Source organism: Pseudomonas sp. p1(2021b), assembly GCF_020151015.1.
Classification (GTDB): Bacteria; Pseudomonadota; Gammaproteobacteria; order Pseudomonadales; family Pseudomonadaceae; genus Aquipseudomonas; species Aquipseudomonas putida_K.
Genome location: NZ_CP083746.1, coordinates 2,448,493 through 2,465,827 on the forward strand (window position 1 = coordinate 2,448,493; position 17,335 = coordinate 2,465,827).

Here is a 17,335-nt window from a genome sequence, read left to right on the forward strand (position 1 = left end):
ATGAATACCTATTTTTCCCAGCACCCTGTATTCAAAGACCGTCGCCAGGCCGGGCGTGCCCTGGCCCAGGCGCTCAAGTCGCGGGTACAAGGCCAGCCGCTGGTGCTCGCCTTGCCCCGTGGCGGCGTGCCGGTCGCCTACGAAGTGGCCAAGGCGTTGGCTGCGCCACTGGACCTGGTGCTGGTGCGCAAGATCGGCGCACCGGGCAACGAGGAGTTCGCCATCGGTGCCGTGGCCGAGGGCAACCCGCCTTACTGCGTGGCCGACCAGGCGATGATGGCGCTGTTCGGCGCCTCCCAGGATGGGTTCGACGCCGAGCGTGATCGGCAACTGCTGGAGATCCAGCGGCGCCGCCGGGCCTACTGCGGGGATCGCCCAGCCCCTGATGTGTCGGGCCGTGAGGTGGTGTTGGTGGACGATGGCATCGCCACCGGCAACACTGCCCGTGCCGCCTTGCTGGCCCTGGCCGCCAGCGGGCCGTCGCGCTTGCTGTTCGCTGCCCCGGTGGGCGCGCGGGAAGCGGTGGCGATGCTGCGCCCCCTGGTCGATGAGCTGGTATGCCTGGAAATGCCCGAGCCGTTTCGTGCGGTGGGGCTGCACTATGACCGGTTCGAGCAGACCAGCGATGACGAAGTGGTGCGGTTGCTGGCGGCCAGCAGGGAGGGCTGAGCGGTCCCATGGCGTCCCGACCATGCCGCTTGTCAAGGCGCGTGGTCGGGTTTGCATGGTTATCCGGGCAAAGCCGATTATTCTTCAACAGACCTTGCTGCGATCCTGGGCGGCTCGTCCTGTCGTGCTTCGCGCAATCTTGCACAACCCACGGCCTGGGTGCATTGGTGAATGCGTAGTGTGGGGCACCTTCGGCCTATAGCCCATAGACGGAGGCAACCCATGGCGGTCATCGACAGCACGTCCACAGGCAGCAGTGCGCCCCAGCGCGGCATCACCCGGGAGGAGCGCAAGGTAATCTTCGCTTCGTCCTTGGGCACCGTGTTCGAATGATATGACTTCTATCTCTACGGCTCCCTGGCCGCGATCATCGCCAAGCATTTCTTCGCCGGGGTCAACGAAACCACCTCCTTCATCTTCGCCTTGCTGGCCTTCGCTGCAGGCTTTGCCGTGCGCCCGTTCGGCGCCATCGTGTTCGGCCGCCTGGGCGACATGATCGGGCGCAAGCACACCTTCCTGATCACCATCGTCATCATGGGCTTGTCCACGGCCGTGGTCGGCGTGCTGCCCAGCTACGCGAGCATCGGTGTGGCGGCGCCGATCATCCTCATCAGCCTGCGCCTGCTGCAAGGCCTGGCCCTGGGCGGCGAATACGGCGGTGCAGCGACCTATGTGGCCGAGCACGCACCCAAGGGCAAGCGAGGTTTCTTCACCTCGTGGATCCAGACCACTGCCACCCTCGGGCTGTTCCTGTCGCTGCTGGTGATCATGGCCTGCCGCACGGCGCTCGGGCCGGAGGCGTTCGAGGCCTGGGGATGGCGCATCCCGTTCGTGCTGTCGATCCTGCTGCTGGCGATTTCGGTGTACATTCGCCTGCAGCTCAACGAGTCGCCGGTGTTCATGAAGATGAAGGCCGAGGGCAAGGCGTCCAAGGCGCCGCTGACCGAGTCGTTCGCCCGCTGGGACAACCTCAAGGTCGTGATCATGTCATTGCTCGGCGGTACCGCGGGGCAGGCGGTGGTGTGGTACACCGGGCAGTTCTATGCGCTGTTCTTCCTGCTGCAAATGCTCAAGATCGACCCCCAGGCCGCCAACCTGCTGATTGCCGGCTCCCTGTTGATCGGTACACCGTTCTTCGTGCTGTTCGGCAGCCTCTCGGACCGCATCGGGCGCAAGAAGATCATCATGGCCGGCTGCATCATCGCCGCGCTGACCTACTTCCCGATCTTCAAGGCGCTGACCGAGTACGGCAACCCGGATGTGTTCGTGGCCCAAGAGCAGAACCCGGTGGTAGTGGTCGCCGACCCCGACCAATGCGCGTTCCAGTTCGACCCGGTAGGCAAGGCGCGCTTCACCAGTTCCTGCGACATCGCCAAGAGCCTATTGGCCAAGCGTGCGATTCCCTATTCCAATGAAGATGCCGAACCCGGCAGCGTGGCGCAGGTCCGCATCGGAGACCGGGTGATCCCAAGCTTCGAAGGGGCCGGGCTGGCTGCGGCGGACTTCAAGGCGCAGGGCGACGCCTTCACCACCACCCTGGGTACTGCACTCAAGGAGGCCGGCTACCCGGAGAAGGCCGACCCGGCGAAGATCCACTACCCGATGGTGTTGCTGTTGCTGACCCTTCTGGTGATCTACGTGACCATGGTCTACGGCCCGATCGCCGCCTGGCTGGTCGAGCTGTTCCCGGCGCGTATCCGCTATACCTCCATGTCGTTGCCGTACCACATCGGCAATGGCTGGTTCGGTGGTTTCCTGCCGACTGTGGCGTTCGCCATGGTGGCAGCCACAGGGGATATCTACTACGGGTTGTGGTACCCGATCATCATCGCGGTGATGACGGCGGTGCTGGGGATCTTCTTCCTGCCCGAGACCAAGGACCGGGATATCCATCACGCGTGAGAGGCTGCTGTGCAGCCATCGCGGGGCAAGCCGGCACCCACAGGGGCTCGCGACAACAATGGCCTGTGGGAGCGGGCTTGTCCCGCGATCAGGGCGGGCCCGATATCGCCGTCGCCTGGCAAGGGCTTGGCCGTTGATCGCAGGGCAGGTCGGACCGCCGCTCCTATCGCCTAGTCGAAACAACCCCGCAAGGCATAGCGATAGCCGATGTCGACGCCCGCGCAATCGCCCCGGCTATGGGTCTTGTTCAGCACGAACTCGAACGCCGGCTCGTAGAGCCCGTCGCGCAGCACCGCCCCGGCAAGCACCTCGACCCGGTACCAACCGTTGTCCAGCTCGATGATCGGCCGGCCCGGTTGCTGGTAGCGCACCAGCAGGTCACCCAGGGCCTTGTGGGTGAAGTGCTGTAGGATGCGCCAGGTGAACAGCATCAGCGCGCGGTGCTGCACCTGCAGCACATAGCCCGGACGGCGGTGCTTCAGGCGGCTGCCGGGGGCGAGCAGGGCGGGGGTGGCCTCGTCGAGGCTGAAGATGATCCGGTAGGGCAGGTTCTCGACCCCAGCCAGCGGCAGGACGATGCCGTCGAACACCGCCTGGTCACCGACATCGCTGCTGGTGAACGCCCCGGCCAGGTCATCAGGCAGGTCATGTTCTTCTTTGTAGCGTTGTAGCAACTGGATATCGCCGAGGATGAAATAGTCGACCAGGTCGTTGAGGACTTCGCTGAATTCGTAGCGCATGGGTTTTCCTTGTTATGGCTGCGCTTGTTGCAGGAGTCGGCACTTTAGCGGAAGGCGTGGCGACATTCACTCCGGGCGCTGTGCTCAGTGGCGCTGGGCGATCTGGATCAGGTTGCCGCAGGTGTCGTCGAACACCGCCACGGTCACCGGCCCCATGGCGGTCGGCGGTTGGGTGAAGCGTACGCCCGCCGCGCACAGGCGGGTGTATTCGGCCTGGATGTCGCGCACGCCGAACGAGGTGGCGGGAATGCCATCGGCCTTGAGGGCGGCCTTGTAGGTCCTTGCAGCGGGGTGGGCATCAGGCTCGAGCAGCAGCTCCACACCGTTGGGATCGTTGGGCGAGGTGAGGGTCAGCCAGCGGTGCGGGCCCATGGGGATATCGTGCTTGGGCTCGAAACCCAGCACATGGTGATAGAAGGCCAGGGCCTTGGCCTGGTCATCGACCAGGATGCTGGTGATCACGATTTTCATAGGCACGTCCGTTCTGCAGGCGGTTACTTGCAAGTAAAGACGTAATACGTATGTTCACCACCCCGCTCTCATAGAACAACGCATAACTCATTGATTTGACAAGGCCTGTAGGAGCGGCGGTGCGGCGGTCCGACTTGTCCCGCGATCAAGGGCGAAGCCCTTGCCATACAGCCGCGGCGGCTGGGCCGGCTCAATCGCGGGACAAGCCCGCTCCTACAGGTTTTGTGCCTGGCCGTCGCGGTGCTGGCTCCGGCCTTGTGGGAGCGGGCTTGCCCCGCGATCAAGGGCGAAGACCTTGCCATGTTGACGCACTGGCAGGGCCAACCCGCTCGGGTGGTCAGTGTTTGCGCAGGAACGCCAGCAGATGCTGGTTCACCTGCTCGGCCGCCTCCATCTGCACCATGTGCCCGACACCTGGTATCACCACCGCCTCGGCCTCCAGCCCCTGGACATGGCTGGCCGGAATGATCGCGTCCTCGGCGCCCCAGATCACCATCACCGGCAGGCTGCCGAGTACGCCGCGCAGGTCGTGCCGTTGCCGGTCGCCGTCGGCGATGGCCGTGGCCAGCTGGCGCAAGGCGTTGTCCACGCCCTCCAGGCGCTTGAACTTGAGCATGTCGTCGAGCATCTGCCGGGTGACCAGGCCCGGGTCGGCGAACAGCTGGCTCATCTGCGGCTTGAGCGCGTTGCGGTTGCCGGCCTCGACGAAACCTTGCAGATAGCGCCCATTGATCGCCTCGCCGAGGCCCGCGCTGGCCACCAGGCCCAGGCTGGCCACCCGTTGGGGGGCCAGGCGCGTCAGGTTCAGGCTCACCGCGCCGCCCATGGAGTGGCCGACCAGGTGGGCCCGAGGGATCTGCAAATGGTCGAGCAAGGCCAGCACCGCTTCGCTCAGTTCATCCAGGTCGCCCCGTTGCAGGGTCTTGGCCGACTCGCCGTGGCCGGGCAGGTCCAAGGCAATGACTCGACGTTCCACGGCCACGGCCGGGTGGTTGAACAGCCAATTGTTGAGGTCGCCGCCGAAACCATGCACCAGTACCAAGGGGGTGCCGCCTTCGCCGAGCTCGAACCAGCGCAGCAGGCGGCCGGCGATCTCGGCCTTCTGCGGTACTGGGCCCTGGGCCTGCTCGGCACCCTCTTGGGCGACGAACTCGGCCTGGAAGCGCTGCACCACTGCATCGATTTCGGCTTCGTCGGCCTCGCCTTCCACCACCACGGCGAGCAAGGCGCCCACCGGCAGGGTTTCGTCGGGGCGCGCCACCAGGCGGCGCAGCACGCCGCTGAAGGGGGCCTCGACGCTGCTGCTGATCTTGTCGGTCTCCACATCCAGCACTTCATCGCCTTTGGTAATGACATCGCCTTGCTGCTTGAGCCAGGTGTCGACCCGGCCTTCAGTCATCGACAGGCCCCACTTGGGCATGGTCAGGGTATGGATCTGGCTCATGCGGCGCTCCTTGCGGCTTCGATCACCTTGCGCACGGCGGCCTCGATCTTCGCCGCATCGGGGATGTACAGGTCTTCCAGCGCATCGGAGAACGGCACCGGTGTATGGGGCGCGGTGACCATCTCGATCGGGCCCTTGAGGGCGCCGAAGGCCTTCTGCGCGACCAAGGCGCTGATGTCGGTGGCCATCGAGCAGCGCGGGTTGGCTTCGTCGATCACCACCAGCCGGCCGGTCTTCTCCACGCTCTCGAGGATGCTGTCTTCGTCCATCGGGCTGGTGGTGCGCAGGTCCAGCACTTCGCAGTCGATACCCTGGCGGGCGAGGTTGGCAGCAGCTTCCATGGCCACGTGGACCATGCGCCCGTAGGTCACCAGGGTCACGTCGTCGCCGTCGCGCAGGAAGTTGGCCTCGCCGAAAGGCACGCTGTAGAGCTCCTCGGGCACTTCGCCCTGCATGCCGTAGAGCAGTTTGTGCTCACAGAAGATCACCGGGTCGTTGTCACGGATCGCCTGGATCAACAGGCCCTTGGCGTCGTAGGGCGAGGAGGGGCACACCACCTTCAGGCCCGGGATATGCGTCCATAGCGACGTGAGCATCTGCGAATGCTGGGCCGCGGCGCGCAGGCCGGCGCCGTACATGGTGCGCATGACCAGCGGGGTGACGGCCTTGCCACCGAACATGTAGCGGAACTTGGCCGCCTGGTTGAGGATCTGGTCCAGGCAGCAGCCGGCGAAGTCGACGAACATCAGTTCGCACACCGGGCGCAGGCCTTGGGTCGCGGCGCCGACGGCGGCGCCTACATAGCCGATTTCGGACAGCGGCGCATCGAGCACGCGGCCGGGGAACTGATGATAGAGGCCCTTGGTGACTCCGAGCACGCCGCCCCAAGCATCGTCCTCGCCTGGCGCCCCGGCACCGCCGGCAACGTCCTCGCCGATGATGAATACGCTGGGGTCACGGCGCATTTCCTGAGCCAGGGCTTCGTTGATGGCCTGCTGGTAGCTGATCTTTCTTGCCATGGTGGTTCTCCTGTTGTTCTTGTTGTCCGGCCTTACGGGTAGCTGACATAGACGTCGCTGAGCAGGTCGGCGGGCTGTGGCTTGGGGTCGGACTTGGCGCGGCGCACGGCGTCTTCGATCAGGTCCGCGACCCGGGCGTCGAGGGTATCGAGCTGCTCGTGGCTCAACAGGCCGGCGCGGGTGGTCTTGTTGCGGAACTGCAGCAGACAGTCGCGGCTTTCACGCAGGTTCTTCACCTCGTCCGGGGCGCGGTAGGTCTGGGCGTCGCCCTCGAAGTGGCCGTAGTAGCGGCTGAGCTTGACCTCGATCAACGACGGACCTTGCCCCGCGCGGGCGCGCTCGATGGCGGCGCCCGCGGCTTCGTGCACAGCGAAGAAGTCGAAACCATCGATGGTCACCCCCGGCATGCCGAAGCCTGCGGCGCGGTCGGCGATATGATCGCAGGCCACCGACCAGGTCGAGGCGGTGGCCTCGGCGTAGCCGTTGTTCTCGGCGACGAAGATGCACGGCAGGTTCATGATCGAGGCCAGGTTCATCGCCTCGAACACCGCGCCTTCGTTGGAGGCGCCGTCACCGAAGAAGGCCACCGATACATCGTCGCGGCCCTTGATCTTCGCCGCCAGTGCGGCGCCGGCCACCAGGGGCGCACCGGCACCGACAATGCCGTTGGCGCCTAGCATGCCTTTCTCCAGGTCGGCGATGTGCATCGAGCCGCCCTTGCCGCCACACACGCCGGTCTTCTTGCCGTAGATCTCCGCCATCATGCCGTACACATCCACACCCTTGGCGATGCAGTGGCCATGGCCGCGATGGGTCGAGGCGATGCAATCGCTGTCGCGCAGATGGGCCATGACCCCGGCGGCGGAGGCTTCCTCGCCGGCGTACAGATGGACGAAGCCGGGGATCTCGCCGGTGGCGAACTCCACATGCAGACGTTCCTCGAAGGCGCGGATGGTGCGCATCACTTCATAGGCATGCAGCAACTGCTCGGAACTCAGTTGAGTGGACATCTTGTTGTTCTCCAGGGTTGTCTCAAAACAGGGTTGCAGCGAGGCACCGGTGGTCCTTCGGGACCGCCAGCAGGTGATGTCGGGCGGCGTAGGCCAGTACGGCCTCGACATCCACGGTCAGCGGGCCGTTGGCGTCGAGGGTGACGGTGGGGGTGTCGTGCTCGGTGAATTCGATCTCCCGCTCGCCATCCAGGGCCAAGGTGCCGCAGGGTAGGCTCAAGGGGTAGGCGATGCCTGGCTCGAGCCGGCCCGAGGCGCCGATGCCGCAGCCCTGCAGCAGACCGGGGGCCAGCGGTGCGAGCAGGGCATGCTGGGCATGTGCGTCCAGGTGTACCCAGGCGCCGTATGGGTCCAGACGCGATACCGGGCACCACAGCCCGCACAGAGCGGAAAGGCCTATGGCATGGGGTTCGGCGAAGCAGGCGAAGACCTCGGCCAGGTCTTCGCTGCGAGAGAGCGCTCGGGCGCCGATGAAGCGCTGGGGTGATACGGCCACTTCCACCAGCGCCCATTCGCACACGTCCTGTTCCGGTACCTGCACCAGCAGCCGCTTGTTGCGGCGCAGGCCGATGCCGGCGGGCACCCGACCAGTGGCCTGCAGCCCCCCTGCCAAGCCGGCGCTGGTGGCCTCGCGCAGTTCCGGGAAGGCGTTGTTGGTGCCGGTGGACAGCGTCAGCAGTGGCACGTCCCCGGCTTCGGCGGCCACGGCCTTGTGGGTGCCGTCGCCGCCGAGCACGGCGATCATCGCCACGCCCCGTTCGACCATCAAGCGCGTGGCCAGGCGGGTATCGGCAACGGTCTGGCTCAGCGGCAGGTCGAGGATCTCCAGGGCCGGCCAGTGCTGGTTCCGGGCCACCGGGCCTTGGCTGGCCTTGAGCACGGCGGCGGCGATACCGGTCATATCGCTGGGTAGCAGCACCTGGGCGATGCCCGTGGCACCGAAGGCGGCCAGCAGGCGCTGGATGGTCGAGGCTTTGTCGGTGCTGGAATAGAGGCCGGCAGTAGCGGTCAGGCGGCGCAGATCGCGACCGGAGGCCGGGTTGGCGATGATGCCGATGGTCGGGGCAGGTTGCGTCATGGCGCACCTCGTTTTCTTGTTTGCCAGGGGCTGGAGCAAGGGCGGTGCCAGTTTTGCCATTTCGACTCGAAGTGGCCGTGCCAGAGCGGCTGCACCCGGTGCTCGATGCCCCCCGAGCGGTGCCAGGCGAGACGCCGGGTGCCAGCTGCGCCAGGCGCAGGGCGAGACGCTGAGACGCAGCGTCTCAGGCGTGCCGATGATCACGCGGCGCTTGTCGGGCACTTCGTCGAGGCGCTTAATGGCCGCACAACGATAAGAACATGAGAACCGGAGGCCCGATGCTTGCCGCGAACTCCCGAGCCCATGTCGACTGCGTCAGCCGGGTGCTGAAGAACGCCGACCGCTTGCCCCAGGCACCGGTGCCGACGCTGATCCTCGACTCGTGGCGCCGCTCCATGGAGCTCTACCGACTGGACCCCGGCTCTTTGCAGGGGCCGCGTATCCTGTCCCAGGACCTGCTCAACGAGTGCCGTGAGCGCGCCGAACTGTTCCTGCGTATCGCCAGCGATGCCGTGGCCCGGTTGCACGAGCGGGTGCGTGGCGCCGACTACTGCGTGCTGCTCACCGATGCCCAGGGGCGCACCATCGACTACCGGGTGGAGTCGACGATCCGCAATGACTGCCGCAAGGCCGGGCTGTACCTGGGTACCTGCTGGTCGGAGGGCGAGGAGGGCACGTGCGGGGTCGCCGCGGTGTTGACCAGCAAGGCGCCGATCACCGTCCACAAGCGCGACCACTTCCGCGCCGCCTTCATCGGCCTGACCTGCAGCGCGGCCCCGGTGTTCGATCCCCAGGGCGAACTGTTGGGGGTGGTGGATGTGTCGGCCTTGCAGTCGCCCGACGATCGGCGCAGCCAACACTTGATCCGCCAATTGGTGGAGCAGACCGCGCGGGAGATCGAGAACGCCTTCTTCATGCACAGCGCCCAAGGCCATTGGGTGATGCGCGCCCATGGCACGCCAGGCTACGTGGAAAGCCAGCCGGACTACCTGTTGGCCTGGGACGCCGATGGCCGTCTGCACGCTATCAACAGCCTGGCGCGCCAGCGTTTGCTGGAGCGCCTTGGCCGGTTGCCGGGGCATATCGGCGAGTTGTTCGACCTTGACCAGCTGCGCCGGGCCAGCGATGCCTCGGCCCAGCACCTGCCGGGCTGGGATGGGCTCTACGGTCGGGTCAGCGCGCCCCAGCGCCGGGCCCGGACGCTGTTGCCCCAGCAGGCCCAGGACGCGCGTATCGAACAGCACCTGCGCCTGGCCACGCGGGTCAAGGACTGCAACTTGGCCGTGCTGGTACAGGGCGAGACCGGCGTGGGCAAGGAGATATTCGCCCGTCAGGTGCACCAGCAAAGCCTACGGCGCGAGGGCCCATTCGTGGCGCTCAACTGCGCAGCGATCCCGGAAAGCCTGATCGAGAGCGAGCTGTTCGGCTATGTGGCCGGGGCTTTCACCGGGGCTTCGAACAAGGGCATGCAGGGCCTGTTGCAGCAGGCCGATGGCGGTACCTTGTTCCTCGACGAGATCGGTGACATGCCATTGAACCTGCAGACCCGCCTGCTGCGCGTGCTGGCCGAGGGCGAAGTGGCGCCCTTGGGTGCGGCACGGCGCCAACGTGTGGACTTGCAAGTGATCTGCGCCACCCACCGGGACCTGGCGGCGATGGTGGCCGATGGGCGTTTTCGCGAGGACCTGTACTTCCGCCTGGCCAATGCCCGTTTCGAGCTACCGCCGTTGCGTGAGCGGGACGACCGCCTGGGGTTGATCCATCGGTTGCTGGCCGAGGAAGCCCAGGCCTGTGGCGTTGACGCCAGGTTGACCGATGCGGCGCTGGAGGTGCTGCTGACCTATCGCTGGCCCGGCAACCTGCGCCAGTTGCGCCAGGTGCTGCGTTACGCCTGTGCGGTGTGCGAGGGCGGGCAGGTGCTGCCTTCGGATCTGCCCGAAGAGGTGCGTGGTGCAGGGGCTCCCAGCGAGGCCGTTGCCTCCAGCCCCGCACGGCAAGTACTGCTCGATGCTTTGATCCGCCATCGCTGGAAGCCGGCGGAGGCGGCGCGGGCGCTTGGCATCTCCCGCGCGACCTTATATCGGCGGGTGCATGAGCACCGTATCGAAATGCCCAGGATGAAGCTGTAGATCCATGAGAGAGCCTTTGTTTTTCTATCGCAGGTTCCCACGATGCAAGCGGAGCCTGGGCCGTATTGGCATGGCTGAGAAGTATTAAACCAACCGAACAGTTGTTCCCATAGATACAGAGATACAGCGGGCGCCACTGAGCTCTGTGGCCGGCTTGCCGGCGATTGGGCCGGGCAGGCAACCAACCGGCATAATTTTTCGCCGCCGCCGCTTTTGCTCTTGCTTTTCCTACGCGATAGTCCAGGCGCCGCCAAACGCGACGTCAGGAGGCCGAGTGGAAGCCTTGCGCAGGTGGGTGCCAGGCATGGATGCCTGGCAAGCGGCGCAGGGCCATGGATGGCCCTTCGCCGCGCCCCGCCGGAGCAAGGCTGGAGCGAGGGAACCCCGGAGCGCAGCGCAGGGGCCGGATGCAGGAGCCATGTACGGGTCACCCACATGGGTTACATAAAAGTTCACTCACATAGGTGACACCTTGAGCGTCACATAGCCATCAATGGCATCACGCACATCGATCCTACCGAGGACGATTGGACCGAAAATAACATCCCAGAGTCCGTCTCCAACTTGCTCCAGCCCAATGGTCTGGTGCTTCAGTACGTAACCTACGTAGATCCTCAAACCTCGGCGGCTGACGATGCCGCAACCGTCAATTGGCAAGCTCTCGATATGGCTGGGATAAATCATCTCAGGCAGCTTTTCAGGGAATGGGCGCGGCGAAGGGCCATCCATGGCCCTGCGCCGCTTGCCGGGCATCCATGCCCGGCACCCACCTCCGTAATGCCTCCACTCGGCCACCTGAAGTCGCGTTTGGCGGCGCCTGGACTATCGCGTAGGAAAAGCAAGAGCAAGAGCAGGAAAGAACAAGCGAGCTCCAAGCCGTACCCCCGTTTCGGGGAATCCGCTGGGGAATCCTCCCCAATCCGTTTTGAATGAGAATGTAACCTGTTGAAAAACAGGAAGAATATTTGTGGCATGCCGCTTGCTCCGGCCCTACGCAGAGAACCTGTGTCCCCCGGAGGTGCAGCATGATGACCCCGCTCAAAGGCTCTGTCCTGTCTTCACTCGTGCTGGCCTTGCTGGGCTGGCAGGCGACCAGCGAGGCGGCGGTGCAATGCCAGCGCACGCTGGTGGCCAATGTGGTAGCACTGGACCAGCCGCTGATGTTCAACCGCCTGGGCGCGCAGAACGCCAACGGCATGATCTTCGCCTTGCGCCAGGATGTGGTCGACGACAAGCTGGTGCCCCTGAACCAGGGCGGCGCGGCGGTGCCCGGCAAGGTCACCCTGCGCCCGGACAAACGCCCGCGGCCGATCGTGCTGCGGGTGGCCGCCGGTGACTGCCTGACGGTGAACCTCACCAACCTGCTGGCCTACCAGGCCAACCCCAACAAGCACGGCATCGACCATATCGAGACCGACGTCGAAGGCGAAGAGCTCGAAGTGGAAAACCCACTGGGCGAGCCGGTGATCGCCGACCAGCAAGTCGCCGACCGCCACGTCGGCTTCCAGGTCAACGGCATGCAGGCGGTCAATGGCATCAGCGACATCGCCGCCAATACCGGGCGCAACGGCAACTTCCTGGTGGCCCCCGGCAATACCCGCAGCTACACCCTCTATGCCGAGCGCGAAGGTGCCTTCGCCGCCACCAGCAAGGGCGCCACCTTTGGTGGCGAGGGTACCGCGGGCAATGTCGCCAACGGCCTGTTCGGCCAGGTGGTGGTGGTGCCCAAGGGCGGGCGTACCTACCGCAACACCCTCACCGAAGAAGAAATGCGCCTGGCCACCACCGGGCGTACCGCCACCGGCCAGCCTGTGGTCGACTACGAGGCCCGCTACCCACAGGCCCAGCCGTGGATCGCCGAAGGCAAGGCCGGTAAACCGATCATCGCCATGGTCGACGGCAACGAGATCGTCAACAGCGAGACCGACGCTATTGTCATGGGCCCCAACCCCGACGGCAGCTTCCCACCTTCGACCTACCCACTCGAATCCATCGGCAAGCGCAACCCGGCGTTGCCCAACCGCCTGGACGCCTTCCGCGATTTCGCTTCGCAGTTTGCCGACGAAGTGGCCGTGACCCAGGCCTTCCCTGGCTACTGGGCCGACCCAGTCATGGGCCACGTGCTGGAGCCAGCCCGGGATTCGTTCATGATCAACTACGGTTCCGGCGGCATGGGCGCCGAGGTGGTGGCCAACCGCCTGGGGGTGGGGCCGATGCATGACTGCTTGTCTTGCGCCTACGAGGAGTTCTTCCTGAGCGCCCACACGGTGGGCGACGTCGGTACCCTGGTGGACGTGCCAGCCAACGTCGGCCTGGAGCAGATCCGCCCCGGCGAGACGCCACCGGCCAGCGCGGTAGGGGTCAAGGCCAACATGGCCCTGTACCCGTCGGAGCCGTCCAACGTACACCACAGCTACATCGGTGACTTCACCAAGTTCCGCAATACCCACAACGGCCATGAGCAGCACATCTTCCACCTGCACGGCCACCAGTGGCTGTTCAACCCCAACGATGACAACTCCGACTACATCGACGCCCAGGGCATCGGTGCCGGCGGCGGCTACACCTACGAGATCGCCAACGGCGGCTCGGGCAACCGCAACCGGGTGGCGGGCGATGCCATCTACCACTGCCACTTCTATCCGCACTTCGCCCAAGGCATGTGGGCCATGTGGCGGGTCCACGATGTGTTCGAGGAGGGCACGCGCCTGGAGGTAAGCGGGCAGACCGAGGACGGCTTCCACAGCACCCCGTTCGCCTTGCGCAGTGGCAAGCCCGCGATCGGCGCCCGGGCCCTGCCGGATGGCGAGATCGTCGCCGGTACACCGATCCCGGCGATCGTGCCCCTGCCTGGCAAGGCCATGGCACCGATGCCCGGCAAGGTCACGGTGGTACCGAAGCTGGCCGAGACCCTGGTCGCCGAGCATGACGACGATGAAGCCGAGGAGGGCGACGACGATCATCTGGACGAGGCCGCCGCTCCGCGTGCCGTGGGCTCCCTGGCCCTGGTCGACCGCAGCGAGAGCAACCGCAATGCAGACGGCAGCCTGAAGAACCCCGGCTATCCGTTCTGGGTCGGCGGCATGGAAACCAGCGTCGGCCAGCGCCCACCGACCCCGCCGCTGGACATGCTCGACCCGGCCCTGGCCCAGCAACTGAAGAACAGCGGCAAGGCCCTGTGGGCCAACCTCGACCCCAACCAGGTCGATGGTTGGGACGGTGGCCTGGGCCGCCACGTGCTCGATGGCGTCTCCGCCGGAGGCGAGGCAGTGACCACCACCACCAAGCTGGATTTCTCCAAGGTGGTGCACAAGGCCAAGCCGATCTACCTCCCTGAAGAAGGCACCGATGTCGAACAGGCGGCGATGCAGTTCCACGCCCAGGCCGAGCACCCAAGCTACGCGTTGATTCCGGGCAGCGATCCGGTGCCGCGCAACTTCCGCACCAATGGCGCACTGCCGACGGCCGGTGCCCCGTACTACGAACCCTGCATGGACGACCGTGGCAAGCGCCTGACCCAGTCCTCGGGCGTTGGCGAGTTCTTCAGCGGGGAAAGCCTGAGCGGCATCAGCTTCCGTGGCGGCTCGACCTTCACCGCCGACCGCCCACGCATCTACAAAGGCGCCAACATCCAGTTCGATGCGGTGTACAACAAGGTCGGCTACCACTTCCCGCAGGCGCGCATCCTGGCCCTGTGGGAGGACGCCTGGCCGGTGATCACCAAGCAGCGGCCGCCGGAGCCGCTGGTGATGCGCATGAACACCTTCGACTGCACCATGTACCAGCACACCAACCTGATCCCGTCGTTCTATGAAATGGACGACTACCAGGTCCGCACCCCCACCGATGTGATTGGTCAGCATATCCACCTGCCCAAGTGGGACCTGACCGCCGCCGACGGTGCCGCCAACGGCTGGAACTATGAAGACGGCATCCTCTCGCCCGGCAGCGTGGTCGAGCGGATCCAGGCCATCCGCAGCTTCAACGGCTGCACCGAAGGCGACCCGCGCGACGGCACCGCGGCCTGCCCGAAAGCCAAGCAACACCCGTACTTCGGCCGCTTCGGCCGGGCCGACTGGCTCGGTGCACGCACCGCCATGCAGCGCTGGTTCGCCGACCCGCTGATCAACGTGCACAATGTCGACCGCGGTCTGGGCACCATCTTCACCCACGACCACCTCGGCCCATCGACCCACCAGCAATTGGGCCTGTACGCCACCGTGCTGGCCGAGCCTGCCGGCTCCACCTGGTACCACGCCGAGACCGGCGAGAAGCTGTACAACCCGGCCACCCGCCAGGATGGCGGGCCGACCTCGTGGCAGGCGGTGATCCAGACCGGCGACCATGACGGCGATGGCAAGAACGACAGCTACCGCGAGTTCTTCCTCGAGTACAGCGACTTCCAGCATGCCTACGAGGCCGGCGTATACGTAGGCGCCGGCCCCGACGGCAAGCCGGACGCCCAGGCCTACCCGGCCACCGCCGACAGCTTCCGCTACGCCATCAACCCACCCGTACGGCAGAAGGCCTCCAACCTGCTGGAAGCCATCGTCGAGTCCCGTGGTGGGTTGGCCCCGGGTTGCCCGAGCCGCCCATGCCCACAAGCGATCTCGGTGGATGACCCGGGCATGTTCGTCGTCAATTACCGCAACGAGCCGTTGGCCCTGCGGGTGTTCGACCCGAACAAGGTCGGCCCGGACGGCAAGCGTGGCATGCAGGCCGACGGCCTGGGCGGCGACCTGGCCTATGCCCTGCAGACCCGTACCGACCGCGCCATCCCGGCGATGAACCTGGCACCGTCAGCGATCACCTCGGCGGTCGGACCGACCGGCGGCACCACGCTGTTCCCGCCGCACGTCAACCTGGGCACCGAGCCGGGCGACCCGTTCACGCCGATGCTGCGCACCTATTCGGGCGACAACGTGCGGCTGCGCATGCATGCCGGCGGCCATGAAGAGGAGCACAACGTCACCCTGCACGGCGTGAAGTGGCTGCAGAACGGTTCGGGCTTCGGCAACAGCTCCAACTCGGGGTGGAAGTCCTCGCAGATGGTCGGCATCTCCGAGCAACTGGGGTTCATGGCGCCGGTTTCGATGATCTCCAGCTCGGCGGCCACCAACGGTGACTACCTGTACTCCCTCGATGCGGCATTGGAGGGCTACTGGAACGGCATCTGGGGCATCATGCGCAACTACACCGCCCAGCGCCCGGACCTGTTCCCGCTGCCGAACAACCCGCAGCCGGTGGCCATGCGCAACACCGTGGCGTTCGACGGCATCTGCCCGAAAACCACTGCCAACCCCACCGGCATCGGCAGCCGGCCGACGGTCAAGCGCAACTATGAAGTGGTCGCGGCGCTGGCCAACGACATCCTGGAGAACCGCAACGGGGTCAGCATCGTCGACCCGGCCGGGGTCGGCCAGCATGTCGGCGGCCCGCTCAAGGCCAATGGCGGCACCCTGGTGTTCAACAGCCGTCGCACCAGCATCCCGTTGGTCAGTGGGGTCGACCCAGAGGATGGCGAGACCTTCACCATCGGTGGCCACAGCGCGCCGTTGCACGACCCGACCGCGATCCTCTACGTACGCAAGGCCGACCTCGACCCGACCACCGGCAAGCTCAAGCCTGGGGTGCCGGTAGAGCCGCTGGTGCTGCGGGCCAACGCCGGTGACTGCATCAGCATCACCCTGGAGAACCGCCTGCCGCTGGTCATGCCGGACCTGGCCAGCACCGCGGTGATGCACGGCGTGGTCAAGCGCGACCGCAACGACAGCGAGGGTTCCACGGCCTTCAACAACAACCAGATGCGCCCGTCCAGCCATGTCGGCCTGCACGCCCAACTGCTGGCCTACGACATCACCAAGTCCGATGGCACCAACGTGGGCCTGAACCCGGTGCAGACCGTACCGCCCCGGGCCGGCAACAGCGGCGCCTACCCGACCAAGGTGTACCAATACTACGCCGGCCACCTGGAGCGTGAAGGCAAGCCAGTGCTGCAACTGGGGCGCACGGTGGACAACATCAACACGACCGCCATCGAGTTCGGCGGCCTGAACCTGACCCCAGCGGACCTGATCAAGCAGCCGCAGAAGGGTCTGGTGGGGGCCATGAGCATCCTGCCCCAGGGTGCGACCTGGACCGAGGACGGCGCCAGCCGTGCCCAGGCCACGGTCAAGGCCAACGGGCAGCCGGAGTACCGCGACTTCGTCACGGTGTGGCAACGCGCACTGAACATGCGCTGGGCCGATGGCCGGCCGGTGGAGGGCATCAATACCGAGGGCAACGGCGCGGCTGCCGACCCGCAGGACAACGGCAACATGGCGGTCAACTACAAGACCGAACCGTTGTGGCTGCGCTTTGGCATGGCGCCCGACTCGCCGTTCGGTCGCGCCGCAGGCCTGGGCTTCGGTGACGTGCCCAATGCCCACATGGCCTACAGCAACGACCTGGTCGGCGGCGACCCGCAGACCCCGGTGCTCTGGGCCAAGCCTGGCCAGCCGCTGCGCAGCCACATCCTCATGCCCAGCGGTGGCAGCCGCGGCATGATCTACCAGCTCGATGGGCACCTGTGGCCGCTGCATGCCTACCAGGCCGAGAAGAGCGACGTCGATGGCTACCCGCTGGGGCTGCCTGGCATCGGCTCGGTGCGCTTTGGCTACAACCCGATGGCGATGTACGTGGGCTCCCAGGAAAGCGTGCTGCCGGCGGCGCACTTCAGCTTCATGCTGCCCAGCGCCGGTGGGGCCAACGCCGTGCCGGGGGACTACCTGTTCCGCGACTACGGCGCCTACGGCAACCTCTCGGGGCTGTGGGGCATCCTGCGGGTCACCAACGAAGCGCCGCCGGCCACCGCCCCGGCGCAATGAGAGAAGG

At 66.0% G+C, this 17,335-nt stretch carries 9 protein-coding genes and 2 pseudogenes; 4 read left to right on the forward strand and 7 right to left on the reverse strand.

Annotated features, from left to right (window positions below):
• Together K8374_RS11350 and K8374_RS11355 are read left to right on the forward strand one after the other, a co-directional pair.
• Positions 1 to 669 carry a phosphoribosyltransferase gene (locus K8374_RS11350; protein WP_224459114.1) on the forward strand — a complete coding sequence of 223 codons (669 nt, stop codon included), beginning with the start codon at positions 1 to 3 and terminating at the stop codon, positions 667 to 669.
• Between the two features lie 222 nt (positions 670 to 891).
• Positions 892 to 2,571 (forward strand): annotated as a pseudogene (locus K8374_RS11355) (MFS transporter).
• A gap of 170 nt (positions 2,572 to 2,741) precedes the next feature.
• On the opposite strand, the gene K8374_RS11360 reads toward K8374_RS11355, so the two are convergent.
• The 6 genes from K8374_RS11360 to K8374_RS11385 all read right to left on the reverse strand — a co-directional run bounded on the left by K8374_RS11360 (position 2,742) and on the right by K8374_RS11385 (position 8,333).
• Complete coding sequence (locus tag K8374_RS11360; protein WP_084859000.1) at positions 2,742 to 3,311, reverse strand: hypothetical protein; 570 nt, start codon at positions 3,309 to 3,311, stop codon at positions 2,742 to 2,744.
• Between the two features lie 84 nt (positions 3,312 to 3,395).
• On the reverse strand, positions 3,396 to 3,782 hold the full coding sequence (locus tag K8374_RS11365; RefSeq protein ID WP_224459115.1) for a VOC family protein: 387 nt from the start codon (positions 3,780 to 3,782) through the stop codon (positions 3,396 to 3,398).
• Between the two features lie 337 nt (positions 3,783 to 4,119).
• Positions 4,120 to 5,226 carry an acetoin dehydrogenase dihydrolipoyllysine-residue acetyltransferase subunit gene (locus tag K8374_RS11370; RefSeq protein ID WP_224459116.1) on the reverse strand — a complete coding sequence of 369 codons (1,107 nt, stop codon included), beginning with the start codon at positions 5,224 to 5,226 and terminating at the stop codon, positions 4,120 to 4,122.
• Complete coding sequence (locus K8374_RS11375) at positions 5,223 to 6,245, reverse strand: alpha-ketoacid dehydrogenase subunit beta (RefSeq protein WP_224459117.1); 1,023 nt, start codon at positions 6,243 to 6,245, stop codon at positions 5,223 to 5,225. Before K8374_RS11375 ends, K8374_RS11370 begins: the two co-directional genes overlap by 4 nt.
• A gap of 32 nt (positions 6,246 to 6,277) precedes the next feature.
• A complete protein-coding gene (locus K8374_RS11380) occupies positions 6,278 to 7,255 on the reverse strand; it encodes a thiamine pyrophosphate-dependent dehydrogenase E1 component subunit alpha (protein ID WP_224459118.1) in 978 nt (325 codons plus the stop codon).
• 22 nt (positions 7,256 to 7,277) lie between these two features.
• Complete coding sequence (locus K8374_RS11385) at positions 7,278 to 8,333, reverse strand: ATP-NAD kinase family protein (RefSeq protein ID WP_224459119.1); 1,056 nt, start codon at positions 8,331 to 8,333, stop codon at positions 7,278 to 7,280.
• Positions 8,334 to 8,611: 278 nt separating this feature from the next.
• On the opposite strand from K8374_RS11385, the gene K8374_RS11390 reads away from it, so the two are divergent.
• Positions 8,612 to 10,462, forward strand: coding sequence for a sigma-54-dependent Fis family transcriptional regulator (locus K8374_RS11390; RefSeq protein WP_224459313.1), 1,851 nt, complete (start codon positions 8,612 to 8,614; stop codon positions 10,460 to 10,462).
• A gap of 456 nt (positions 10,463 to 10,918) precedes the next feature.
• Here the strand turns inward: K8374_RS11390 and K8374_RS11395 are convergent.
• A pseudogene (locus tag K8374_RS11395) lies at positions 10,919 to 11,179 on the reverse strand (IS481 family transposase); the annotation flags it as partial.
• A gap of 308 nt (positions 11,180 to 11,487) precedes the next feature.
• Between K8374_RS11395 and mnxG the strand changes: the two are divergent.
• Positions 11,488 to 17,328 (forward strand): manganese-oxidizing multicopper oxidase MnxG, encoded by a 5,841-nt coding sequence (gene mnxG, locus K8374_RS11400; protein ID WP_224459120.1) that lies wholly within the window; start codon positions 11,488 to 11,490, stop codon positions 17,326 to 17,328.
• Positions 17,329 to 17,335: the final 7 nt, after the last annotated feature.